This is a genomic window from Metabacillus litoralis, from assembly GCF_003667825.1.
Taxonomy (GTDB): Bacteria; Bacillota; Bacilli; order Bacillales; family Bacillaceae; genus Metabacillus; species Metabacillus litoralis_B.
Genome location: NZ_CP033043.1, coordinates 2,551,369 through 2,574,693 on the forward strand (window position 1 = coordinate 2,551,369; position 23,325 = coordinate 2,574,693).

Consider the following 23,325-nt stretch of genomic DNA (forward strand, 5'->3'; position numbering starts at 1 on the left):
TTTTTGAAATAGGAAAAGACCTATCTTTTAACATCTCCATGTTTTTCACACTTTAGACAAAAAACAGACAATAGTTAAATGTAAGCGTAATTCTTTGTTGACATTATATCCAGTAAATACACTCAAAATATAATACTTAAGATAACGATAAAGAGGGCTATTATACCACTTACAAGCAAATAATAGATACGAAATAACTTCCCAGTTATAACCCAGAGCAAACAATTACAAACAACTGTCAAAACAACCCAAAGGTCAGTCCCTTTCACAACAAAATCTACAATTGTTATGGAACTAACTAATAGTTGCACAAAAGTGATTACTAACGGAATTTGAAATGCAGCTTTTTTTCTAATTACGTAAGCGGTAACAAGTCCCGAAGCTAAAACAAATATTCCTGTTGTAACTGTTTGCAAAACAAAAGACAATTCAGTAAAATAGGTGACAAGAAGAGAACAAAGAAGAAGAAAACTAAGAATACCAATTCCAATAATCGCCACATTAGGTCTCTTTGTTTTATCTACTCGTTGTCCCTTTTCATCATGGGTGCCTTCTGTATAAAGGGCAAGTAAAAAATTACAGTAAGTGTCAGGAAGCAACTTATTTTCTTTCCAATATTTAATCTCGCTAATAATAATATCTTTCTTTTCTCTATTCATGTAGTCATCCTTAATAAGTTGTTTCCTTTATTTTAAAAAGGAAAACAGGGCTTGTAAATGAAAATTTTAAAGGGATCCTTTTGCACAAGAAAAAAGACGGACAATTCTGTCCGCCCTTATCCTATTCTAAGAAATCCTTTAGACGTTTACTGCGGCTAGGATGACGTAACTTACGAAGCGCTTTTGCTTCTATTTGTCGAATACGCTCGCGTGTTACACCAAATACTTTTCCTACTTCTTCAAGAGTACGTGTTCTTCCATCATCAAGTCCAAAGCGCAGGCGCAATACGTTTTCTTCACGGTCTGTTAAGGTATCTAGCACATCTTCAAGTTGCTCTTTTAATAATTCATAAGCAGCATGTTCAGAAGGTGAGGTAGCATCCTGATCCTCGATGAAATCTCCTAAATGTGAATCATCTTCTTCACCAATTGGAGTTTCTAACGACACAGGCTCTTGAGCAATCTTTAGAATCTCTCTTACCTTATCAGGAGTTAGTTCCATATCTTCTCCAATTTCTTCCGGAGTCGGTTCTCTTCCTAAATCCTGTAATAATTGACGTTGAACACGAATTAATTTATTAATTGTTTCAACCATGTGAACTGGAATACGGATTGTACGGGCTTGGTCTGCAATTGCACGTGTAATTGCTTGGCGAATCCACCAAGTAGCATACGTACTAAATTTATAACCTTTTTCATAGTCGAATTTTTCGACAGCCTTCATTAACCCCATATTACCTTCTTGGATTAGATCTAAGAATAACATCCCACGACCAACATAGCGCTTAGCAATACTTACAACTAAACGAAGGTTAGCCTCAGCAAGTCTACGCTTTGCTTCTTCATCGCCTTCCTCAATACGCTTAGCTAAATTAATTTCTTCATTAGCTGATAATAAATCAACACGGCCGATTTCTTTCAAATACATTCTTACAGGGTCATTTATTTTAACTCCAGGTGGAACACTTAAGTCATTTAGATCAAATTCTTCTTCCTTAGCAAGATCTTGGATATTTGGATCAGCATCTTCAACATCTTCACCCGCTTCACCAATTAGTTCAACACCTTGTTCACCAAGAAATTCATAATACTCATCCATTTGGTCTGATTCGATTTCGAAGTTAGACATACGTTCCGCAATTTCTTCATATGTCAAAACTCCACGTTTTTTCCCAATTTCAGTTAACTGATCTTTCACCTGTTCAAAGGTTACTTCTGTTTCATGGGTTTGTTTATCAGCCATAGGATCCCCTCCTTCCAGACTTACCATCTTAAGATAAGCATTTGGATTACTGTTTTTTAGGTAGTATTCCTTTATTTAAGATGACTTGGTCTATCATTAACCGCATCATCAATTGCTTACTTATTATGATTTTAGAGCTTGTTTTAATTGAATAATTTCCATTGCAATCTGAGCCGCTTCTTTAAATTGCTTATTTCGTTCAGCTTCATTTTTTTCAGTTTCTTTTTCTTTTATCATTAACATTTTTTGATGATTCAACACCTGTTTTATATAATCAGATAACTCCTGTTCACTTACTTCAGAGTTTAAGGTAATCATCGCAATGTTGGATACGGTATGTTGTAATTCAGGGTTTGGTAATCTAGAAAGAAAAGAACTTACATTTTCTTCATTTCCTTCCTCATAAAAACCATATAAATAAGTGACAATAGCCCTATGCTCTTCAATATTAAATTGAAGACCAAGCCGATCAAGAACCTTTTCAGCAATATCTTTACTTCTTAGCATATGTGCTATCAACATTCTTTCAGCCGTATGAAATGCTGGTAATAACCGTTTTGATTGAATAGGGACTCTTTTTGGCTGCTGCTGAGACATTTTATTTTGTTGCTGCGGAGGTTGCTGTTTACTTATTTGTTTTTCCTTCTGAAAAATTTGCTCCTTCAATACATCCATTGACAGGTCAAATTCCGAGGATAATTGTTTTAAGTAAATTTCTTTTTCAACAGCATTCTCAATTCTAGATAGTTCGGAAAGAACAGAATCTATATATTGAAGTCTTTCCCCCTCATTATGAAGATTTTTTCCTCTTCGATAATAAGTCATCTTAAATGTCATGATCGGTACGCTTGCCCCTATTACATCATGTTTGAATTTCTCTTCTCCGAACTTTTTGATGTAGTCATCAGGGTCCATACCATCTGGGACCATCGCAACTTTTATTTTACATCCTGCTGCCTTTAATATCTTAGAGGCCCTCATGGTTGCTTCAATTCCGGCAGAATCAGAATCATAACATATTATGACTTCAGACACATTTCTTCGTATGATCTTTGCCTGTTCTTCTGTTAAAGAGGTTCCCATTGTCGCAATGGCCTGTTCTACTCCAGCACGTGTTGAAGAAATAACATCCGCAAATCCTTCGAATAGGACAACTTGTTGATTTTTTCGAATATGTAATCTTGCACGGTGAAAATTATAAAGCAGCTTGCTTTTATTAAATATTTTCGTCTCTGGGCTATTTAAGTATTTAGGTTTTTCGTCACCAAGCACTCTTCCTGAAAAAGCAATTGTATTACCATGATGATCCATAATTGGGAACATGATTCGATTCCTAAAACGGTCAAAAAATTCATTGTCAGAGTTGTTTTTTTTAACAAGTAATCCTGCTTCCTCCATTAATGAAAGATCAAACCCTCTTTTTTCCAAAAACTTAGAAATAAAGTCCCAAGAATCTAAAGAATAGCCTATTTCAAACGCATCGATTGTTTCTTTTGTAAATCCTCTGTTCAATAAGTAATCTAATGCAGGTTGACCTTCTTTTGTGTTTACTAACAAATGGTGGTAAAATTTCTTTAACAGCTCATGTGCTTCAACCATTTTATCAGTACTTTTCGAAGCAACTTTCCCTTGATTTTGATCAACTGGCGAAATGGAAGGCAAATCGATTCCAGCCTTGTCTGCTAAGTGCTGTGCTGCTTCTATGAAAGTATATCCTTCATGTTGCATAAGAAAAGAAAAGACATTCCCTCCAGCACCACATCCAAAGCAATGGAATATTTGCTTATCAGCTGAAACAGAGAACGAAGGTGACTTTTCACCATGAAATGGACATAACCCAAAATAATTCCGTCCTTGTTTCTTCAATTGAACATATTCACTTATTACATCAACAATGTCAGAAGTTCTTTGTATTTTTTCGAGTAATTCCTCGGGAATTCGATTTCCCATGCTAACAACTCCGTATTACAGATATTCGATATTTATTCAAGTTCTCCTGCATGTTTCGACAAAATTTTTTCTAAATTTGTGATAAAATTTAAAGTATCATCATCTGTAAACTTTTTTGGTCCTTTCGTATATTTGCCTCCTTTTCTTTCCATGGCAGACAAGTAGCGAAATTGAAGAGCTGTATCAAGATTAGCTTCTGTATATTGTTTTCCCCTTGGGGTAATGAAAATAACATCTTTTCTTATTAATAAGCCCGCTAAACCAATGTCTTGCGAAATAACAATGTCGTTTTTATTGACGTGGTTTACTATGTATAAATCAGCTTCTTCTTTACCCGTGTCAACAAAAACCCATTCTCCTCCATAAGTTCTACCTGTTGTATGGTTATAAGAAGCAACAAATATGACATGAATGTTATACTTTCCCGCAAGATCCATAATCTCCGTTTTAACTGGACAAGCATCAGCATCTACATAAATTTTTTTATTTTTTTCGTCATATTTCTCTATTCTACATCACTCCGAAAATTCCTTCTTATTTCACACCTTTGATCGTTACTATTCGAGAGAACGTTCTAAAATTCCTTTTGTCGAAAATTTTTTTATATAATATCTTGACAGTTTACAATTAATAGTTTATTCCCATATGTCAAGTTCTAAACCTAAAAAAAGTATTTTTTATCACAATTTTTTATTATAATACAAAGGTTCATAAATTTCTATTGTTTTTTTGTCGTAATCAATCGTAAAATATCACCATTTGACAAATGAAACAAAGAACACGAAGGAAAAGGATGACTATTACAGCCACCCCTTGGAATTTATTCCCTTTACCAGTCTTTAATTTTGGTTATTCATAAAGTTAGCAATAATATTTGCCGTTTCCTCAACCGCCTTATTTGAAACATCCACAACCTTACAGCCTATTTTTTCAACCACTTTATCAAAATAATTCAATTCCTCTTTAATGCGATCAATATTCGCATAAAAGGCCTCATCATTTAAACCTAATGATTTTAGCCTTTCTTTACGGATATTGTTTAATTTCTCCGGCATGATACGTAATCCGATACACTTTTGTGCTGAGACCTTATAAAGCTCTTCAGGTGGCTCAACCTCTGGAACAATCGGTACATTTGCCACTTTGAACCGCTTATGAGCTAAATACTGAGAAAGTGGAGTTTTAGAAGTTCTGGACACGCCTATTAAAACAATATCAGCCTTTAATATTCCTCTTGGGTCACGGCCATCATCGTATTTAACAGCAAATTCAATAGCTTCAACCTTTTTAAAATAATCATCGTCTAACTTTCGTACTCTTCCTGGCTCATATTTTGCAGTTATCCCATATGAAGTTTCCATCTTATCAATAAGAGGACCAATGATGTCATAATAAACAACACCTTGTCTAGTTGCTTCTTCAATTAGAAATTCTCTTAATTCTGGTACAACTAATGTGAAGCACACAATAGCTTTTTCCTGCTTTGCCAACGAAAGAACCTCAATAATTGTTCCTCTATCCTCAACGTAGGGAATTCTTTTGATTTTCGTATTAGCTGATGCTCCATTAAATTGACTTGCCGCTGCCTTAACTACTAGTTCAGCAGTTTCACCTACAGAGTCCGAAACTACATAAATCAATTGATAACTCATATTCTATTCCCCATTTCAACAGTTAGCCATATTATTCATTAAGAAAGCTAACAAGTATTTTCGTCATATTTGTTTTCGTAATTCTCCCAATAACTTCAAGACCCTGATCTGTATCTTTTACAACCGGTAAACCATCGATTTGTTTTTCTATGAGAACTTGAGCTACGTCTATAATATAATCTTCAGGTCTACAAACAGTTATATTTGGCATTCGTGTCATGATAATATTTACCGGGATCGTCGTAAGTTCCTGCTTTCCAATACTTGTTCGAAGTAAATCCTTACGAGAAAGAACTCCTATTAAGTGCGATTGTTCATCAACTACAAATAGTGTTCCAACATCTTCTAGGAACATCATACATATGGCATCATAAACAGAAACATTAACATTTACAACAATTGGAATGGATTGATAGTCTTTAACTTGAAGACTCTTTAGCTCTTCCATAATCAAATGGGTATTTGTTTTACCTGTGAAATAATATCCTACACGTGGTCGTGCCTCTAGATATCCAGCCATTGTCAAAATAGCTAAATCCGGACGAAGGGTAGCTCTCGTTAAATTTAATTGATCAGCAATTTGTTCGCCTGTAATTGGACCATTAGCTTTAACGATTTCGACAATTTGTTCTTGCCTTTTATTTAGTTCTATAAGACTCACCGCCTTACTATTAGATATGTATTATTTCATTATGGCTTTTCCAAACACTTTGCAAGGTTGCTCATTTTCCGCTAAATCAACCTTAAACAGCGGATCAAAGAGCCTCTTAATAACAATCTATAAAAGATCCTTAATTAATATAATAACATTAAATCTCTTGTGTATAACACATTAATACTTAGATAAGGCATCAAATGGTTTTTATCCATATGTCGATTATATACTATCTACCTATTATGAAAAGCATATTGTTCAGCTTTAATACCTTGTAGCTAAAGAAAAAGGGCTGACAAAGATTAAGTCAGTCCCTTCCTATTTAATCATTACTTTACTAAAATGACATTCATTTTTGCAAAGGATTCTATTAATTGAGATAGTTTGACCATTTGGGCCAGACGATTCGCCTTTACATTTTCATCATCTGACATAACCATTGTATGATCAAAATAATCAATAATTACCGGTTTCAATTCTGCTAAAATAACATAATTTTCTCGGATCTTTTCTACAGATTTAAAATTGTTTAACTGATTAACTGCTTGAAGATATGCCTTATAAAGTGATCTTTCATGCTCACTTTCAAATAAATCTTCATTAATATCTAAGTTATTTCCTTTTTTAGCAATATTCATCACACGAGCCAGTGCCTCAACAGTTTCCTTAAATTCAGGTTCAACCGAAGCCTCTTGAAGAACTTTAGCACGTGCAACAAGTGAATTCACCTCAAGTATAGATGATTCTAAAACCGCATCGTTTAAGTCATAACGAATGTTTTCTTCGGCTAAACGATATTTTAATCTTAGTCTAAAGAATGACTTTAATTCTTCTTTCGCTTCAGTAGAACCTTTATCACCATAAAAAGGTAGTGCAAGCTCAAATAACTCTGGCAAAGCAATTGTCCATTGCTTCGATAAAAGAATTTGAATAATTCCGCTTGCCTGCCTTCTTAAAGCATACGGATCCTGTGACCCAGTTGGAATTTTCCCAATGGAGAAAAACCCAACAATTGTGTCTAACTTGTCAGCTAATGCAACAATTGCCCCAACATTTGAAGTAGGTGCTGCATCCTCTGCATGTCTTGGCATATAGTGCTCATTAATAGCTCGAGAAACTTCTTCTGTTTCACCGCTTAGTCTCGCATACTTTTCACCAATTTTCCCTTGAAGCTCAGGAAATTCATATACCATATGTGTAACCAAGTCAAACTTACAAATAGACGCAGCTCTTTCCACGTCTTGCTTTTCATTTGAAGGTACTTGAAGTAGGTCTGCTAATTTGCCAGAAAGGCTAACAACTCGTTTCACCTTTTCTCCTAAAGTTCCTAACTCTTCATGGAAAACAATTTTATCAAGTTTTTTTACGGCATCCTCAATATTGAGCTTCTGATCTTCTTTATAGAAGAAATTTGCATCAGAAAGGCGTGCACGTAACACTTTTTCATTACCTCTTGCAACATTTTCAAGATGGTTTTGATCACCGTTTCTTACCGTAATAAAATATGGCTGTAATTCTCCAGCTTGGCTTCTTACTGGGAAATAACGCTGATGTTCCTTCATCGTTGTAACCAACACTTCATCTGGTAACGATAAATATTCTTGTTCAAACTTCCCAAACAAAGCAGTTGGATATTCAACAAGATTGTTTACTTCCTCTAAGAGATCCTCGTCAACCGGGATGACCCAGCTATGTTCCTGTTCTAGATCTGACAACTGCTGACTTATTGCTTCTTTTCTTTTTACAGGATTTGCAATAACGAATTGTTCTAGTAATACCGTTTCATACAATGAAGGCATCGCAATTTCAACTTTCTCTCCTAGAAAACGATGACCATATGTATATGAATCTGTTTTTACCCCAGCAATTTCAAAAGGAATGACTTCTTGTCCAAATAAGGCTACAAGCCACTTAATTGGTCGGATATATCGTAATTCTTGGCTTCCCCAACGCATGTTTTTTGGGAATGTTAATCCCGTTATTAATTGTTTAGCCTCTGTTAATAATGTTTTTGCTTCTATCCCTTTTGTGAATTTTTGAACGTGGACATACTCAACGCCATTAATTTCCTTAAAGTAGATATCTTCAACAGAAGCGCCTTGTCCTTTTGTAAAGCCTATTGCAGCTTTTGACCAATTGCCATTCTCATCAAGAGCAATCTTTTTAGCAGGCCCTTTTGCTTCTTCTTCAATATCAGGCTGTTTTTCTAGCACATCTTTTACTAATACGGCTATACGGCGGGGAGAGGAATAAGTTCTCACTTCACCATGTGATAACTGTTTTTCATCAAGCCATTTTGTTAATTTGTCTGCAAATTGATTCATTGCATCTGTCACATAATGTGCAGGCACTTCTTCTAAACCAATCTCTACTAATAAATCTTTCTTACTCATGATTTGCTCCTCCTTCCTGCTGTAACATAGGGAAGCCTAATTTTTCTCGTTCTTCATAAAATGTTTTTGCGACTTTTCTAGCTAAGTTTCTTACACGACCAATATAGCCTGTTCGCTCAGTAACAGAGATCGCCCCTTTTGCATCTAAAAGATTAAATGTATGAGAGCATTTTAAAACATAATCATATGCAGGATGGACAAGACCTTCATCCATCTGTCTCATAGCTTCTTTTTCATAGGTTGAGAACAAATGAAAAAGCATATCCGTATCAGACGTTTCAAAGGTATATTTTGAATGCTCATACTCAGGCATTAAAAAGATATCACGCACCGTGTATCCATCAGTCCACTCTAAGTCAAATACATTTTCTTTATCTTGAATATAAGATGCCAGCCTTTCAATACCATACGTGATTTCAGCTGAAACCGGCTTACACTCTAACCCACCAACTTGTTGGAAATAAGTAAATTGAGTGATTTCCATTCCATCTAACCATACTTCCCAACCTAAACCAGCACAGCCTAACGAAGGGTTTTCCCAGTTATCCTCAACAAAGCGAATATCATGCTCTAATGGATTAATTCCTAAAGCACGTAATGAATCAAGGTAAAGCTCTTGAATATTGTCTGGTGAAGGCTTCATTATCACTTGAAATTGATGGTGTTGATAAAGTCTGTTAGGGTTTTCCCCATAACGTCCATCAGCAGGTCTTCTAGATGGTTCAACATAAGCCACCTTCCATGGCTCTGGTCCTATACTTCTTAAGAACGTATAAGGACTCATAGTTCCTGCACCTTTCTCAGTATCGTATGCTTGCATAAGCACACAGCCTTGATCAGACCAATGCTTTTGCAACGTTAGAATCATATTTTGAATATTCATCTTTATACACCTCCATTAATTTATAAAACAAGTTTTTGCTTTTGGGTTTAAACAGCATGACTTTTGTGGTCTTATTTAAAACTGACTCGAAGGACACTGCCTTGATAACAGTCTTTTAAATGAAAAAAGCTCCCGTCCCTATGTCAGACTAATGACATAGGGACGGGAGCTAGCCCGCGGTTCCACCCTAATTGCTTATATATGTATAAGCCACTTTAAATGAATATGCTCCAGAACGCCTTTCATTACGGGTCAATCCTTAGCTTTCACCATCCTAAGGTCGCTATCATTGAGTAATCGTAATTACTTCTTTCCTTCAACGCAACAATTGTTAAATTATATTTGCATCTTAATTGAAAATTGTTCTAATGTCAACAATGTCCTTCTATAACTTTCCCTTTAAAGAATCCATTTGATCTAAAAAACGCTTTGATTTAATTGTTAGACCTGTATATTCCTGATAATAGGAGTTGATGACCATTTTTAATTCATTCTTCGTCTCCTGTTTGACAGAAATATTTCCTAATCGGTTTAAATCAAAATAATAAAAAAGACGAAGGAGCTTTACTGTCATCGGAGATATCTGTAATCGATAAGGATCATTTTCAAAACATCGATGACATAAAAAGCCTCCCTCTCGTATCGAAAAATGAAATGTTCCATCTTTTTGACCACAAATGGAACAAGCATTAAGCTGAGGCTGCAGCCCTAATACTGGTAACATTTTCATTTCAAAAATATGAATCAGAATATCCGGATCTACATCTTCATCTAGATATTGAAGGGTTTGTTTTAATAATTCAAATAAAAAAGGGTTTCTGTCTAGGTTATCAGTACTTTTGTCTAGTAACTCAGCTAGGTATGAAGCATATGCTGTTAAAAAAATATCTTCTCGAATACTTCTAAATGACAAAATTGTTTCTCCCTGCTGTAGACCACCTAAACCACTAGATTTTTGAAATAGGAACGTCCCATACGTAAAAAGTTGGGTGATTGACGTAAGGCGACTATTAGGTTTCTTAGCGCCCCTAGCCATAACCCCAACTTTCCCAAGTTCTCTCGTATATAATGTTATTATTTTGTTTGTTTCACCGTAATCGGTAGATCGTATAACAATTCCTTCACATTTTTGAAGCAAATTTCCCCTCACCTTTCAAAGGTTCAGGCAAGATCAGGAAATTGGAAAATCTAGTTCAGCTAGTTCATCATCTTGAGAATCGGGTCCTTCATCATTCTCCTTTTCTAACTCTTTAAAAAGAAGATACGTATCAATACTACCTGTTTGCGAAAAAACCTTCCAGGTAAAATCCAACATATAAACCCCACCTTTCAGTTGTTAAGACTAGCAAGCAATAAATCCAATTTCTTTACAGTTATCTTGACCTTATTTTCTTCATTTCATGTTAAACAATTTTTACTAATGCTTTTCATGAATAGGATTATTTTGTTTATTGTTTCATCCTAAACGCTTTAGTATTCATCTTCTCTAAATCCATAATCACGAAGCTGTGAAGCTTTATTTCGCCAATCTTTTTGCACTTTTACCCAAAGCTCTAAAAACACTTTAGATCCTAACAATGCTTCAATATCGACTCGGGCTCTTTGCCCAACTTCTTTTAGCATACTCCCACGCTTACCGATTACAATACCTTTTTGCGAATCACGCTCGACAATTATCGTTGCGCCAACATATATTGCAGCATTGTTTTCACGGCGCTCAAGCGTATCCATTACCACTGCAATGGAATGTGGAATTTCTTCTCTTGTTAAATGTAAAACCTTTTCTCGAATTAGCTCTGTTATAATAAATCGTTCCGGGTGATCTGTCACTTGATCTTCCGGGTAGTACTGAGGCCCTTCCGGTAGGACAGCTTCGATTTGTTGTAGTAACGTGTCAACATTGTTTCCCTGCAGTGCTGAAATGGGAACAATTTCTTTAAAAGGATATAACTCTTTATATTGTTCAATGAGAGGCAGCAGTTGATCAGGGTGTATTTGATCTATTTTGTTAATAATTAGAAAAACAGGTGTGTTCGTTTGTTTTAACTTCTCAATGATGAATTCATCACCACGACCATACCCTTCTTCTGCATTAATCATGAATAAAATTAAATCAACCTCTTTTAACGTGTTTTGTGCTACTTTCATCATAAAATCGCCAAGCTTATGTTTTGGCTTATGAATTCCTGGGGTGTCAATAAAAACTGTTTGAGATTGATTTGTTGTATAAACCCCTTGAATCTTGTTACGAGTTGTTTGTGGCTTATCGCTCATAATTGCAATTTTTTGACCGATCACCCTATTAATAAAAGTAGATTTTCCTACGTTTGGTCTTCCTATAATTGATACAAATCCTGATTTGAAAGATTGATTATGATTCATGTAAATCCTCCGCTGAAAAAGCTCCTGGTAGTAATTCGCTAACTGTAAGTTCTGAAACATCACCTTGGAGGTTTGTTAAAACAATTTTCATGTCTTTTGGACAAAGCTCTGCAATTACTTGACGACAAGCACCACAAGGTGGAACAGGTCTGACTGTATCTGCTACAACGGCTATGGTTGTATATTCTTTGTCACCTTCTGAATATGCTTTGAATATTGCTGTTCTCTCAGCACAATTACACATGCTGTAAGCAGCATTTTCAATATTGCAGCCTTTATAAACTTTTCCATCCTTCGTTAATAAAGCTGCACCTACTTTAAACTTAGAGTAGGGAGTATAAGCCATTTCCCTTGCTGCTTTCGCTTCTTCGATGAGTTGTTCAATGTTCACTAAATCTTTCTTCCTTTCTCTAAGAGAATGACTAATTCTCTCTTTTATTTTACCTAATTTTCGGATAGATTTCACGCCTAATTCAAACTTTGTCATTTAATTGTAAGAATCTTCGGACAGTATATTTAATACATTAAAAGGTTTGTCTTTAAAGTTAACAAACCTTTTTTCAGTAAAAGAAGTCCTAATTTAACAATGATAAGCTATCTGCATTATTCCGGAGCCTCACCATTTGCTTTGACAGCTCATAGCTATACAAATAATTTAAGATGACTCCATATAATAATTACACCAATTATAACCGAAAGAAACGCATATACCAAAACCGCTCCAGCCGCAGCGTCTTTTGCTGCTTTTGCAAGCGGGTGGTAATCTGGTGTAATTAAATCAACAACATGCTCTAAAGCGGTATTGATCAATTCTAACGAAAGCATACCACCGAGTAAAAACAGGAGAAGAACCCATTCAAATGTTGTAAACCCTAGAAGCATTCCCACTATTAGCATGATGAAGGAAATAGAAACATGGATCTGAAAATTCCTCTCCGTTTTAAAGGTTTGAATAATACCGGACCAAGCAAATATAAAGCTTCTAAAAAAACGCTTCCATTCAGATAGTTTCGGATCTTTTAAGTCCATATTGATTTAAAATTTCCTTTTGTTTAGTAAACATCTCTTTTTCATCAGCTTCTGTCATATGATCATAACCTAAAAGATGGAGAAAACCATGTACAGCTAAAAACCCCAGCTCCCTCATAAATGAATGACCATAATCCTGAGCCTGTTCTTTGGTCCGAGGAATCGATATAATGATATCTCCAAGCATTCGAGGTTGATCTATACCAACAATTTCAACCTCGCCTTCTCCCATCTCTTCTAAAGCAAATGAAATAACATCAGTTGGTTGATCTTTGTCTCGATAATCCCGGTTTACTTCTTGTATACGTTCATTTGTAACGAATGTGACTGAGATCTCAGCACCTTCTGTTATCCCTTCTTGTTCAGCAGCAAACTGCAAAAGTTCTTCAACTGTATGTATTTCCTTTTCAGTTAATTCATTTGTTTCATCATGACTATCGATAGATAATCTCATTCTTTCTTCACCTTCTGTTTTTTTGTTAGTTCAGGGTACTCAATTCTAGAATGGAAAATTCCTTTTAATGATTCACAAAAAGACTTGGCGATAATATCCAATTCCTTTAATGTTATATCACATTCATCTAACTGATTATCTTGTAATCGATCAGAAATGATTGACCTGACCAGTTTTTCAATCTTTTCAGGAGTAGGGTTTGACATTGAGCGTACTGCAGCTTCTACACTATCTGCAATTGAGATAATCGCAATTTCTTTTGTTTGTGGCTTTGGACCCGGGTAACGGAACTCCTCCTCATAGATGGAATCATTCGTTTGCTTAGCCTGATGATAAAAATATTTTAAAAGTGTTGTCCCATGGTGCTGTTCAGCTATGTCAACAAATTCTTTTGGCATTTTATGCTTTCTTAACATTTCCACGCCATCTGTAACATGGGAAATAATGATATTTTTACTAAGTTGTGCAGAAAGCTTATTATGTGGATTTTCAATATTCATTTGATTTTCAATGAAGTACTGTGGACGTTTTGTTTTTCCAATATCATGATAATAAGCAGCCACCCTTGCAAGAAGTCCATTAGCACCAATAGCTTCACAGGCGGATTCTGATAAATTAGCAACCATAACACTATGATGGTATGTCCCAGGGGTCTCCGTTAAAATTTTCCTTAGTAATGGGTGATTAGGATTGGCTAACTCAATTAGTTTCATCGTTGATAGTATGCCAAAACCTGTTTCAAAAAATGGCATAAAACCTATTGTCAATACCGAAGACACAAGACCTGACGCACATGCCATCACAAAATACGAGGATATTTCCATATTAGAATATCCACCATTTCTAATAAGCATAATGGCTGTAAGTGCTAGCACATTGACTCCAGCAACAAATAAACCTGCCTGCAAGATTTTGGAACGCAGGTTATGTTCACCTAAAAACAACACCCCTGCAAGACAGCCAAAAAGATAATAAATTCCGATAGAAAAGTTAAAATTGCCTGTTATTCCTTCATTAAATATAACACTTCCACAAACAGCAAAGATCATACTAGTTAAAATAGCTAATCGTTCATTTAATAATAATTTAACCAGCATAACTCCCATTGCAACCGGAACGATATAACCAATGTGTGTATAATCGATCTTTTGAAATAAGCTGACAATTTTCATTAATAAAATCGTAATTGCAAAGATTAAACAATATAATAACAAAGAATTATTTTTTCTTGAAATTGGACTGTCTTTCTTCTCGAAAAAATAAACAACTGCTGCCAAGATAAGGAGGATAAATAAACCGAGCCCCAAAAATGGTTTAAAAGATTGATGGTCATCTAATAACCCAACAAGGCCAAGTTTTCGATAAACTTCACGGTTAATGAGTTCATCTTCCTCAACTAAAATTTGCCCTTGTTTTATTTGTGCTTCTTTTACACTATCTACAGCTAGCTGTCTTTGCTCTTCTGTTGCTTCAAGATCAAACACATAGTTTGGCGTGATCGCAAATCTAGCAAGAGTTGTAGCTGATTCAGAAACTTCTGGTCGTAACGATGTATATTGGAGCTCATCCTCAACCTGCTTTTTTGCTTCTGTTAATTGAACAATAGGTATTTCTTTGCTCATTATATTATTCACAGCTGTTACAACAGCATCTTTCGCTAACTCAAGTTCGTCTTCAGATGTTTCAACTAATGATACAAATGTATCAGCAGGTATTTTTTTGTTGATTGAATCCGTTAATTTCCCTCTGATCTTCTCAACTTTCTCATTTGACGTGGTAGTTGAAGCACCCTCTTCATTGCCTTTTTCTTTTTCTTTTTCTTCTTCTTTTCTAACCTCTATTACAGTGTCAAAGATAGACGAAACAAGGTCTACTTGCTTTTCTGAGATTTCCTTTTTTAAAACATACTGATCCTCTACTGAGTCATATGCTTCCTGTTGCTTTCTTTCAGTCTCAACTTTATCTTCCACCGTTGTAGGAGCATAAATTGTCTGGTCAGAAACAGTAAAAAGCTCAATATCCAGCGTTTCAGGCTTTACATTACTGTACAAAGCTACAAATAAGATTACGGCTAAAATGCTGTATAAAAAAATATGTAAAAACTTGTAGCTATTTAACTTATCTATTACTTTGTTCGTTCTTTTATTTTCCTTTGAATTGGCATTTTTTTTCTTCATGATTGGCACCACCCTCTAACAACCTTCCAAAGAAAAGCCCCTATAAACAATTCTATACTACCATTATTCATTTTTATCGAAAAATGTTCAACTGTTAAGACAAAATATGACAAAAAAAGAACAAAAGTGCAAGCACTTTCATAAACAATACCTTAAAAAGGATTTTGTTGAAAGTGCCTAAAGAATGACTGTTTATTCATAACTCACTCAATTAGACTGAATGCACCATTCTACATACTTTTTTTCAAAGAAAAATGACCCGATTAAGGGTGCTCGGGTCATTTTTCTTATTTTGAATTTTCATCATATGCCGAAATAATTTTAGCTACAAGTGGATGTCGAACAACGTCTGATTGCTCAAGAATCACAAAAGATAATCCGCTAACATTTGTGAGGATATCTTTCGCGGTAGCCAAGCCTGATTTAACTCCTTTTGGAAGGTCAACCTGTGTAATATCACCAGTTATGACCATTTTGGAGCCAAATCCCAGTCTTGTTAGGAACATTTTCATTTGCTCCGGCGTAGTGTTCTGCGCTTCGTCTAAAATAACGAATGCATCATCCAATGTTCTTCCCCTCATATATGCCAAGGGGGCAATTTCAATTGTCCCACGTTCAATCAGCCTTTGGGTGTGCTCCATTCCCAAAACATCATGAAGAGCATCATATAATGGTCTTAAATAGGGATCAACTTTTTCCTTTAAGTCACCCGGTAGGAATCCTAAGCTTTCTCCGGCTTCCACAGCTGGTCGTGTTAAAATAATGCGTTTAACCGATCCAAGTTTTAATGCATTTACGGCCATTACTACAGCCAAATACGTTTTTCCCGTTCCTGCAGGGCCAATTCCAAACACTAAATCCTTTTTTTGAATAGCAGAAATATATTGGCGCTGACCTAAGGTTTTTACGCGTATAGACTTTCCTTTAGCCGTTTTTGCAATTTCCTGCATATAAAGGTTTTCCAGCTGATCTAGCTTTTGTTCTTTCGCCATATTAATGGCATAAATAATGTCTCTTTCACTAATGTTAATACCTTTTCTAATAATGAGAAGAAGTGATTTAAGAAGTTCATCGACAAGTTTAACATTCTCGGCACTTCCTGAAACATGTACTCCTTCTCCTCTTGTTACAATCGAAACATTTAAACCCTCTTCAATTCGTTTTAAATGAAGATCATGGTTACCAAATAGAGCAATTGCTTCGTTTGGATTTTCTACTTGTTGATTCATTGTCACTAATTCTTCTGGCATTCTTTAATCTCCCTGAACAATTGGTGTGGTTTTTACAATATTTTCTATTGCTTGATAAAGAACAGTCAACTTAACTTTACCATTCTCATTCGATTGGTGCAAAACTTTTTCACCTATGACCTTTTCTTCTTCATCCAATTTGTCTTCAATATCTTTACGTCCTCTATCTAATGCAGCTTCTTTTGCTTGCTCAACACTATACTCTCTTTTTATCTGTTCCTTTTCACGATGTGTTTCATTCACATAGGCAATAGGAAGTGTAAATTTCAAAAATTTCACATGATAAACATCATCTTCAACTTCAAAAGATTTAAATTTACTAGCTCCAAATCCCCATATTGGGATTTTTAAGGAACCCAGTTGAAGATAATGTTTAACTTTAGCTTCCCCAGTTAACACATCAAAAGTCGTTTTTAATGGAATTGTTATTGAAGATTTATACCAAGTTTCCCCGAATATCTCAGCCTTAGCAGCAACTTTCTTTTGTTCATCTTCTTTACCAATCAAACCGGATACTAATACCTGCCCCTTTGAAACATGTTCATTTAGGGTTGTTAGCGGTTGACCTTGCTCAACGAACATCTTTTTAATTACAGCTTCCTTCTGTGCAACAATATGTCTTGGACTTACTAGCTCTTCTTCCTCAGGCTGGTTTTTCTCTACAACTTTTAGATGATAGGTTGTACCTGTTAATTCTACTCCAACCCATGTGATTTGTTGTATATTATCTGTTAAAGTCTTCTGAATATCATCTGGATTTTCAACCAAAAATTGGAACTTACCGGTTTTAACTCCGATACTGGATAATTCTTTTTTAATTAAGTGTTCTGTTTCAGGTGATGCACCTTCGACCTTTATTCCCCAAATCATATTAGATAAAACAAAAATGACCATTAAAAAGGCAAGCAATCCTAAAACGAAACCATTATTTCTCCATGACTTTTTAACGAAAAAAGGAAAGCCCAACCTCTTTTCAAACCTACATTTACACTCATTTTTCTTTACAACAGCTCGTAAAGCATGTACATCTTGAAGGCGTATAAAAAAACTTAAACTTTCTGACTCATATCGTTTAACATTCCACACAACAATATTATTTCGGATACAGTCGTTTAAAAACCTCTCTGTACCTCTTCCGCTAATACTCACTTTAACTACACCAAACAAATAACTCGTCCATTGATTCTTCATACTCATCCCCCTGTTTAAGAAACACATCAATAAAAAAGAGATATATACTTGTCTGCCGTGTTGCTGAAACACAGCAGACAACTAGACAATTTCACCCAAATATTCCTTATGATTACATGAAGTTCTTTACAATTACGAACGATAGGAGTAAAAACATTTAAGACTCATCAAGGTATAAAACTTGGTTGATTTTACCTTCTAATAAAATTTCTTCCGGAAGAATCGTTTTTATGACAAAGGCTTCACCTTTAATTAAAAGCTGACCCTGCTTTAGTAATAGGCGGAGCTCAGTATCAGTAAATGTAAGGAGTCCTCGATGATTCTCTATGTAAATATGTAGCTGTCCAACCATCGTAATTCTAGGAAGATCCATCATGACATCCGGCGGTAGTTCAATGTTATTTGTTATCCATCTCGTTAATTGCTGGCGCCATTTTTTTGCCATAAAAAAAGACCCCCTTTCATCTCATATGTATGAGAGAAACCGGAGTCTTATAACACGTTTATTTGTTAAGTTACAATCGTCTTCTATTTTGGGTATAATGTGGATTTTTTGAACGAGGTGCCCCAAGAATTTCACTCCAAATAACACCTTGAGCAGCACTTTCCTGATCAACAATAAGCTGATTACGATTTACGTTTCGGTTAACTTTTGGTAACTTCTCTTCTTTTACAGCTCGAGGTTTATCAAGACGCTCTTTTACGATATTTACCCTATCTTCTTTAACAGGAGTGCGTTTCATCTTCTCATAAGCCTCTTGTACGGTTTGAAGAGGTGGTTTGTTTTCTTCTCTTTGGTTCGTTTCTACCGTAGTCATGACCGGCTTCGGCACGGGCCTTGGATTTGGTCTAGAGCTAGTCCTTGGATTTGGCCTTGGGTTCGGCCTTGGATTTGGTCTAGAGTCTTGCCGAGTATCCTGCGGAGAAACTGTTTGTTTAGTTGGTTGTTTTTGTTTCGTTTCATCTTCTTTTGTCTTAGAAGTGAAAACCCGAGAGAACAGCCATGCTAAAGCCGCCCAGACAAGAGGGTTTGTGAAAATTTCTGTTATATCCACTCTTACTCCCTCCTTTTGAATGAGGAATAGGGATTGAAAACTCAATCCCTTTTATTTGATAACACTTCTTAGTACTGATCTGAATCATTATGATCTTTATTTGTTTTTCCAATTGAATCTCTCATGTCTGTATCTGCAGATATATTTTTAATGTTCATATAGTCCATTACACCAATATTACCTGAACGAAGAGCCTCAGACATAGCAAGAGGAACTTTCGCTTCTGCTTCCACAACCTTAGCTTTCATTTCCTGAACACGTGCAAGCATTTCTTGTTCTTGTGCAACAGCCATTGCTCTTCGTTCTTCTGCCTTTGCCTGAGCAATCTTTTTGTCTGCTTCTGCTTGCTCTGTTTGCAATTCTGCACCAATGTTTTTACCGATATCAACATCCGCAATATCAATCGAGAGAATTTCAAAGGCTGTACCTGAGTCAAGTCCTTTTCCTAAAACAGTTTGAGAAATCAAATCAGGGTTTTCAAGAACTTTTTTGTGATTATCTGATGAACCAATTGTACTTACGATCCCTTCACCAACACGGGCGATAATTGTGTCTTCACCAGCACCACCGACAAGTCGTTCAATATTTGCTCTAACAGTAATTCTAGCTTTAGCTTTTACTTCAATACCATCCATCGCAACACCAGCGATAAACGGTGTTTCGATAACTTTTGGGTTTACACTCATTTGTACAGCTTCTAGTACGTCACGACCAGCTAGATCGATTGCAGCACAGCGTTCAAATGTTAATTCAATGTTTGCACGTTCTGCGGCAATTAACGCATTTACAACTCGGTCAACATTACCACCTGCTAAATAGTGACTTTCTAGTTGGTTAGTTGTCACATCAAGACCTGCTTTATGTGCTTTGATCAATGGGTTGACAACTCTACTTGGAATGACACGACGTAATCTCATTCCGATTAGCGTAAAAATACTTATCCTTACACCTGCTGCTAAGGCAGAAATCCAGAGGGCAATCGGTACAAATGTAAAGAAAACACCTAAAACGATTAGCCCCAATATGACAAGTCCAATTAATAAGATTGCAGAAGCATCCATTATGTTATTCCTCCTAATGTTAATGTTTTTTCTTTATAGTTCTCTCACAACAATACGTGAGCCTTCTACTTTTACTACTTTTACCTTGTTTCCTTTTGTAATATATCCGCCTTCTGTCACTACATCAAGGCGTTCATCACTAAAAATAGCTGTACCTGAAGGCCTCAAAGTTGTTAGCGCTACTCCTTCAGCACCAACTAATTCAGCTCTAGATACATTGGATACATAACCACTTTCGGTATTTGTTGAATCACGCAAAATTAGCTTTTTAAATATATTCATACGCTTTCCAAACACCTTTACTAATAGAATGGATGCTGTTACTGAAACAGCAAAGGAAATTAAAAGTGAAATCGTCATGTGAACAAAATCACCTGAAGCTACATATAAGCTAGTGATAATGCTAACAAAACCTACTATTCCCAATATACCACCTGGTACAAAAAACTCGGCTATTATCAAGATAATCCCAAGAATAAATAGAATAATGGATTCCATTCCAGCTAATCCCGCTACTAAGTGACCATAAAAGAATAAAAGAAGTGCTGCAAGTCCCATGCTTCCCGGAACACCAAATCCAGGTGAATAAAGCTCCACAACCAACCCTAGACTTCCTATTGAAAGAAGAATTGGAACAACAACCGGATTCGTTAGAAACCTTGCAACTTTCTCAGCAAAGCTTTCTTCAGCTACAATCTCCGCGGCATTATTGTAGCCTAATTGTTTTAGTAGATCATCTCGATCAATAGCCGTTCCTTCTGAATATCCAACTTCGAGTGCTTGTTTTGTCTCTAAAGTTAACAAATCACCTTTTCCTGCTCCGTATTCAGGGATATCTACATCTTTATCAGCCATTGCCAGCGCATATTTGGGGTCACGACCATTACGTTCTGCTGACTCTCTCATTTCTGATAACCATAAAGACTGGGCTTTATCATCTGCCGCATTTCCATCACCTGTGATAATAGCAGCTGATCCCATTTGACTACCTGGCGCCATGTATATTTGATTCGCGTTAAGAGCTATATAAGCGCCTGCAGAGATTGCTCTTCTATTAATATAAGCAGTAATCGGGATCTCACTTGAACGAAGAGTATCAGCTATTTCCATAGCTCCATCAACAGCCCCTCCAAGTGTATCAATCTCTAAAATAATGTGGTCAACTTTTTGAGACTGTGCATCGGACACGGTTCTTTTAATATATTGCGATAGACCTTTTTCAACTGTTTTTTCTACAGGAATAATATAAACCTTTTCATTTGATTCTGCACTAATAATAGAAGTAAAACCTTGATAAATACTTAATATAAAAGCGAAGACAATCAAGAAAAGAGAAAACCTTTTTCTCACTTTACACCCCCCTTTCTATATCCTATTAGTAATACGGTTATGCACATGAATTAGTTTCATCTTTTTTGTAAAAGATGATTATATTATAAACATATTTATTCTTTGCTATTTTTTTATTGTCATGTAATGATTTTCTTATGTATGAACAAAAGCACAAGTGCCTCGTTCAGGCTGGATGTCAAAGCGTTATCCAAGATTAAAGCAGGTTATAAATTCACAAACAAAAAATAAAAGACACCTTGCAGAGCAAGATGTCTTTTTGTCATTTATGATAGTTGTTGTTGCACAAGCTTGTTAACAAGACTTCCGTCTGCTTTACCTTTTACTTTGGGCATAAGTGCTCCCATGACTTTCCCCATATCGGCTTTAGAAGTAGCATTTACCTCAGAAATTGTTTGCTTAACAATTTCTGCAACTTCTTCTTCGGAAAGCTGCTCAGGCATATATTTGACCAGTACATCAATCTCTGCTTGTGTTTTTTCAACTAAGTCCAAACGATCAGCATTTTTAAATTCCTGGAGGGAGTCTTTACGTTGTTTTAATTCGCGAGAAAGAACCGTCAATTCTTCTTCAGCAGACAATTCATTATTGCCAAGCTTTATCGCTTCATTTTGTAAAGCAGCTTTGACCATACGAATGACAACTAATTTTTCTTTTTCCTTGTTTTTCATCGCTTGTTTCATATCTTGATTCAAATGATCAAGAAGACTCATACGTACACCCTCTTTTAGAATTTGCGCTTTCTAGCTGCTTCAGACTTTTTCTTACGCTTTACGCTAGGCTTTTCATAGAATTCGCGCTTTCTTGCTTCTTGTATTGTACCACTTTTTGATACAGTACGTTTGAAACGACGAAGAGCATCTTCAAGCGACTCGTTTTTACGAACGACCGTTTTTGACATTCTCTTTCCCTCCCTCCGAATACAACCAATCGACTACTTGTAAATAAAACATGCCTATAGATAAACATGTACTTTGACATTATAATATAATGACTAAAACAGGTCAACTCATATAATAAATTCTTATTCTTTTATTAAAAACCTTTATCTTAAGGCTATCTTATGAATATACCTGTCATTTGTTTGTACTAATGCTTAAAAAGGAATAAATTGGTTGTTATTATTTTTCGGTAAATATAGCCCTTTATTTTAATAATCAGATGTGGATACTTCACCTTTAACGATTGCAACACCGGAACTTGCTCCGATACGAGTAGCTCCTGCAGCGATTAATGCCTCTGCACCTTCAGTATCTCTAACCCCACCTGATGCCTTAACTCCAATATCAGGACCTACTGTTTTTCTCATTAAAGCAATATCTTCAACAGTAGCTCCGCCAGTAGAGAAGCCTGTTGATGTTTTTACAAAGTCAGCTCCTGCTTTAACAGCAAGTTCACAAGCTCTTACCTTTTCTTCTTCAGTTAAAAGACTCGTCTCTATAATAACCTTTGTTAGAGCCTTTCCTTTTGCCGCTTCCACAACTGCTTCAATATCACGCTGAACAAGCTCATCATTTTTATCTTTTAAAGCACCGATATTTATGACCATATCAACTTCTGTTGCACCCTTTGAGATAGCATCCTTCGTTTCAAAACCCTTTGTCTCAGGAGTGTTTGCACCTAGCGGGAAACCTATAACAGTACAAACCTTTACTTCTGAATCTTTTAAAAGTTGGGCAGCTATTTCAACCCAAGTTGGATTTACACAAACAGATGCAAACTGGAATTCAATTGCTTCATGACATAGCTTTTCTACTGTTTCTTTTGTTGTATCCGCTTTTAAAGCTGTATGATCTATCATTTTTGCAATTTTAGACATTATGTATCTTCTCCTTTAATTTGATGGTTGTCCGACATCTTACATCTTATCATTTATCATGTATAAAAACGAGTATAAAAATAATTTGTGCTAGTAAGAGAAATTTAGTCATTTTTATGGTT

The 23,325-nt window shown here is 35.7% G+C and carries 24 protein-coding genes and 1 other annotated feature; all 24 genes read right to left on the bottom strand.

Annotation, left to right across the window (positions count from 1 at the left end; translation table 11 throughout):
- Positions 1-122: 122 nt before the first annotated feature.
- Positions 123-659, bottom strand: a complete 537-nt coding sequence (locus D9842_RS12750) for a hypothetical protein (RefSeq protein WP_121662866.1) — start codon at positions 657-659, stop codon at positions 123-125.
- A gap of 121 nt (positions 660-780) precedes the next feature.
- The gene (rpoD, locus tag D9842_RS12755) at positions 781-1,902 is read right to left on the bottom strand and encodes an RNA polymerase sigma factor RpoD (protein ID WP_121662867.1); all 1,122 of its coding nucleotides are present in this window, start codon (positions 1,900-1,902) and stop codon (positions 781-783) included.
- Positions 1,903-2,025: 123 nt separating this feature from the next.
- A complete protein-coding gene (gene dnaG / locus D9842_RS12760) occupies positions 2,026-3,852 on the bottom strand; it encodes a DNA primase (protein ID WP_121662868.1) in 1,827 nt (608 codons plus the stop codon).
- 32 nt (positions 3,853-3,884) lie between these two features.
- On the bottom strand, positions 3,885-4,361 hold the full coding sequence (locus D9842_RS12765; protein WP_257536069.1) for a YaiI/YqxD family protein: 477 nt from the start codon (positions 4,359-4,361) through the stop codon (positions 3,885-3,887).
- Positions 4,362-4,691: 330 nt separating this feature from the next.
- The gene (locus tag D9842_RS12770) at positions 4,692-5,504 is read right to left on the bottom strand and encodes a pyruvate, water dikinase regulatory protein (RefSeq protein WP_121662870.1); all 813 of its coding nucleotides are present in this window, start codon (positions 5,502-5,504) and stop codon (positions 4,692-4,694) included.
- Between the two features lie 31 nt (positions 5,505-5,535).
- Complete coding sequence (locus D9842_RS12775) at positions 5,536-6,165, bottom strand: transcriptional regulator CcpN (protein WP_121662871.1); 630 nt, start codon at positions 6,163-6,165, stop codon at positions 5,536-5,538.
- A gap of 323 nt (positions 6,166-6,488) precedes the next feature.
- Entirely contained in the window at positions 6,489-8,552 is a 2,064-nt protein-coding gene (gene glyS, locus D9842_RS12780; RefSeq protein ID WP_121662872.1) for a glycine--tRNA ligase subunit beta, read from the bottom strand.
- On the bottom strand, positions 8,545-9,435 hold the full coding sequence (gene glyQ / locus D9842_RS12785; RefSeq protein ID WP_121662873.1) for a glycine--tRNA ligase subunit alpha: 891 nt from the start codon (positions 9,433-9,435) through the stop codon (positions 8,545-8,547). Before glyQ ends, glyS begins: the two co-directional genes overlap by 8 nt.
- Before the next feature lie 155 nt (positions 9,436-9,590).
- Positions 9,591-9,764: a binding site (T-box leader), on the bottom strand.
- Positions 9,765-9,820: 56 nt separating this feature from the next.
- Entirely contained in the window at positions 9,821-10,573 is a 753-nt protein-coding gene (recO, locus tag D9842_RS12790) for a DNA repair protein RecO (RefSeq protein ID WP_121662874.1), read from the bottom strand.
- A 33-nt stretch (positions 10,574-10,606) separates the two neighbouring features.
- Positions 10,607-10,750 (bottom strand): YqzL family protein, encoded by a 144-nt coding sequence (locus tag D9842_RS12795; protein WP_098797488.1) that lies wholly within the window; start codon positions 10,748-10,750, stop codon positions 10,607-10,609.
- 155 nt (positions 10,751-10,905) lie between these two features.
- Positions 10,906-11,817 carry a GTPase Era gene (gene era / locus D9842_RS12800; RefSeq protein ID WP_121662875.1) on the bottom strand — a complete coding sequence of 304 codons (912 nt, stop codon included), beginning with the start codon at positions 11,815-11,817 and terminating at the stop codon, positions 10,906-10,908.
- On the bottom strand, positions 11,807-12,304 hold the full coding sequence (locus D9842_RS12805; RefSeq protein ID WP_121662876.1) for a cytidine deaminase: 498 nt from the start codon (positions 12,302-12,304) through the stop codon (positions 11,807-11,809). The genes era and D9842_RS12805 overlap by 11 nt, the downstream gene beginning before the upstream one ends.
- A 155-nt stretch (positions 12,305-12,459) precedes the next feature.
- Entirely contained in the window at positions 12,460-12,846 is a 387-nt protein-coding gene (locus tag D9842_RS12810; RefSeq protein ID WP_121662877.1) for a diacylglycerol kinase, read from the bottom strand.
- The gene (gene ybeY / locus D9842_RS12815) at positions 12,818-13,300 is read right to left on the bottom strand and encodes an rRNA maturation RNase YbeY (protein ID WP_121662878.1); all 483 of its coding nucleotides are present in this window, start codon (positions 13,298-13,300) and stop codon (positions 12,818-12,820) included. Before ybeY ends, D9842_RS12810 begins: the two co-directional genes overlap by 29 nt.
- Positions 13,297-15,477 carry an HD family phosphohydrolase gene (locus D9842_RS12820; protein WP_121662879.1) on the bottom strand — a complete coding sequence of 727 codons (2,181 nt, stop codon included), beginning with the start codon at positions 15,475-15,477 and terminating at the stop codon, positions 13,297-13,299. Before D9842_RS12820 ends, ybeY begins: the two co-directional genes overlap by 4 nt.
- Positions 15,478-15,764: 287 nt before the next feature.
- Positions 15,765-16,727: a PhoH family protein gene (locus tag D9842_RS12825; protein WP_121662880.1), complete on the bottom strand. Its 963-nt coding sequence runs from the start codon at positions 16,725-16,727 to the stop codon at positions 15,765-15,767.
- A gap of 3 nt (positions 16,728-16,730) precedes the next feature.
- The gene (gene yqfD, locus D9842_RS12830; RefSeq protein WP_121662881.1) at positions 16,731-17,918 is read right to left on the bottom strand and encodes a sporulation protein YqfD; all 1,188 of its coding nucleotides are present in this window, start codon (positions 17,916-17,918) and stop codon (positions 16,731-16,733) included.
- A 157-nt stretch (positions 17,919-18,075) separates the two neighbouring features.
- Complete coding sequence (yqfC, locus tag D9842_RS12835) at positions 18,076-18,363, bottom strand: sporulation protein YqfC (protein WP_121662882.1); 288 nt, start codon at positions 18,361-18,363, stop codon at positions 18,076-18,078.
- A 70-nt stretch (positions 18,364-18,433) separates the two neighbouring features.
- Positions 18,434-18,973, bottom strand: a complete 540-nt coding sequence (locus D9842_RS25925) for a hypothetical protein (protein WP_162987421.1) — start codon at positions 18,971-18,973, stop codon at positions 18,434-18,436.
- A 68-nt stretch (positions 18,974-19,041) separates the two neighbouring features.
- Positions 19,042-20,034, bottom strand: coding sequence for a flotillin-like protein FloA (gene floA / locus D9842_RS12850; RefSeq protein WP_121662885.1), 993 nt, complete (start codon positions 20,032-20,034; stop codon positions 19,042-19,044).
- A 33-nt stretch (positions 20,035-20,067) separates the two neighbouring features.
- Positions 20,068-21,384 carry an NfeD family protein gene (locus D9842_RS12855; RefSeq protein WP_373995108.1) on the bottom strand — a complete coding sequence of 439 codons (1,317 nt, stop codon included), beginning with the start codon at positions 21,382-21,384 and terminating at the stop codon, positions 20,068-20,070.
- A gap of 266 nt (positions 21,385-21,650) precedes the next feature.
- The gene (locus D9842_RS12860; protein WP_121662886.1) at positions 21,651-22,097 is read right to left on the bottom strand and encodes a GatB/YqeY domain-containing protein; all 447 of its coding nucleotides are present in this window, start codon (positions 22,095-22,097) and stop codon (positions 21,651-21,653) included.
- 14 nt (positions 22,098-22,111) lie between these two features.
- Positions 22,112-22,285, bottom strand: a complete 174-nt coding sequence (rpsU, locus tag D9842_RS12865; protein WP_015595024.1) for a 30S ribosomal protein S21 — start codon at positions 22,283-22,285, stop codon at positions 22,112-22,114.
- 249 nt (positions 22,286-22,534) lie between these two features.
- On the bottom strand, positions 22,535-23,203 hold the full coding sequence (gene deoC / locus D9842_RS12870; RefSeq protein ID WP_180320428.1) for a deoxyribose-phosphate aldolase: 669 nt from the start codon (positions 23,201-23,203) through the stop codon (positions 22,535-22,537).
- Positions 23,204-23,325 lie beyond the last annotated feature (122 nt).

Bases quoted from the DNA above. Each gene is read 5' to 3' on its own strand.
- D9842_RS12750 (WP_121662866.1), bottom strand. From the start codon at position 659: ATGAATAGAGAAAAGAAAGATATTATTATTAGCGAGATTAAATATTGG.
- rpoD (WP_121662867.1), bottom strand. From the start codon at position 1,902: ATGGCTGATAAACAAACCCATGAAACAGAAGTAACCTTTGAACAGGTG.
- dnaG (WP_121662868.1), bottom strand. From the start codon at position 3,852: ATGGGAAATCGAATTCCCGAGGAATTACTCGAAAAAATACAAAGAACT.
- D9842_RS12770 (WP_121662870.1), bottom strand. From the start codon at position 5,504: ATGAGTTATCAATTGATTTATGTAGTTTCGGACTCTGTAGGTGAAACT.
- glyS (WP_121662872.1), bottom strand. From the start codon at position 8,552: ATGAGTAAGAAAGATTTATTAGTAGAGATTGGTTTAGAAGAAGTGCCT.
- glyQ (WP_121662873.1), bottom strand. From the start codon at position 9,435: ATGAATATTCAAAATATGATTCTAACGTTGCAAAAGCATTGGTCTGAT.
- D9842_RS12795 (WP_098797488.1), bottom strand. From the start codon at position 10,750: ATGTTGGATTTTACCTGGAAGGTTTTTTCGCAAACAGGTAGTATTGAT.
- era (WP_121662875.1), bottom strand. From the start codon at position 11,817: ATGAATCATAATCAATCTTTCAAATCAGGATTTGTATCAATTATAGGA.
- D9842_RS12805 (WP_121662876.1), bottom strand. From the start codon at position 12,304: ATGACAAAGTTTGAATTAGGCGTGAAATCTATCCGAAAATTAGGTAAA.
- D9842_RS12810 (WP_121662877.1), bottom strand. From the start codon at position 12,846: ATGGACTTAAAAGATCCGAAACTATCTGAATGGAAGCGTTTTTTTAGA.
- ybeY (WP_121662878.1), bottom strand. From the start codon at position 13,300: ATGAGATTATCTATCGATAGTCATGATGAAACAAATGAATTAACTGAA.
- D9842_RS12820 (WP_121662879.1), bottom strand. From the start codon at position 15,477: ATGAAGAAAAAAAATGCCAATTCAAAGGAAAATAAAAGAACGAACAAA.
- D9842_RS12825 (WP_121662880.1), bottom strand. From the start codon at position 16,727: ATGCCAGAAGAATTAGTGACAATGAATCAACAAGTAGAAAATCCAAAC.
- yqfD (WP_121662881.1), bottom strand. From the start codon at position 17,918: ATGAAGAATCAATGGACGAGTTATTTGTTTGGTGTAGTTAAAGTGAGT.
- yqfC (WP_121662882.1), bottom strand. From the start codon at position 18,363: ATGGCAAAAAAATGGCGCCAGCAATTAACGAGATGGATAACAAATAAC.
- floA (WP_121662885.1), bottom strand. From the start codon at position 20,034: ATGGATGCTTCTGCAATCTTATTAATTGGACTTGTCATATTGGGGCTA.
- D9842_RS12860 (WP_121662886.1), bottom strand. From the start codon at position 22,097: ATGAGTCTTCTTGATCATTTGAATCAAGATATGAAACAAGCGATGAAA.
- rpsU (WP_015595024.1), bottom strand. From the start codon at position 22,285: ATGTCAAAAACGGTCGTTCGTAAAAACGAGTCGCTTGAAGATGCTCTT.
- deoC (WP_180320428.1), bottom strand. From the start codon at position 23,203: ATGTCTAAAATTGCAAAAATGATAGATCATACAGCTTTAAAAGCGGAT.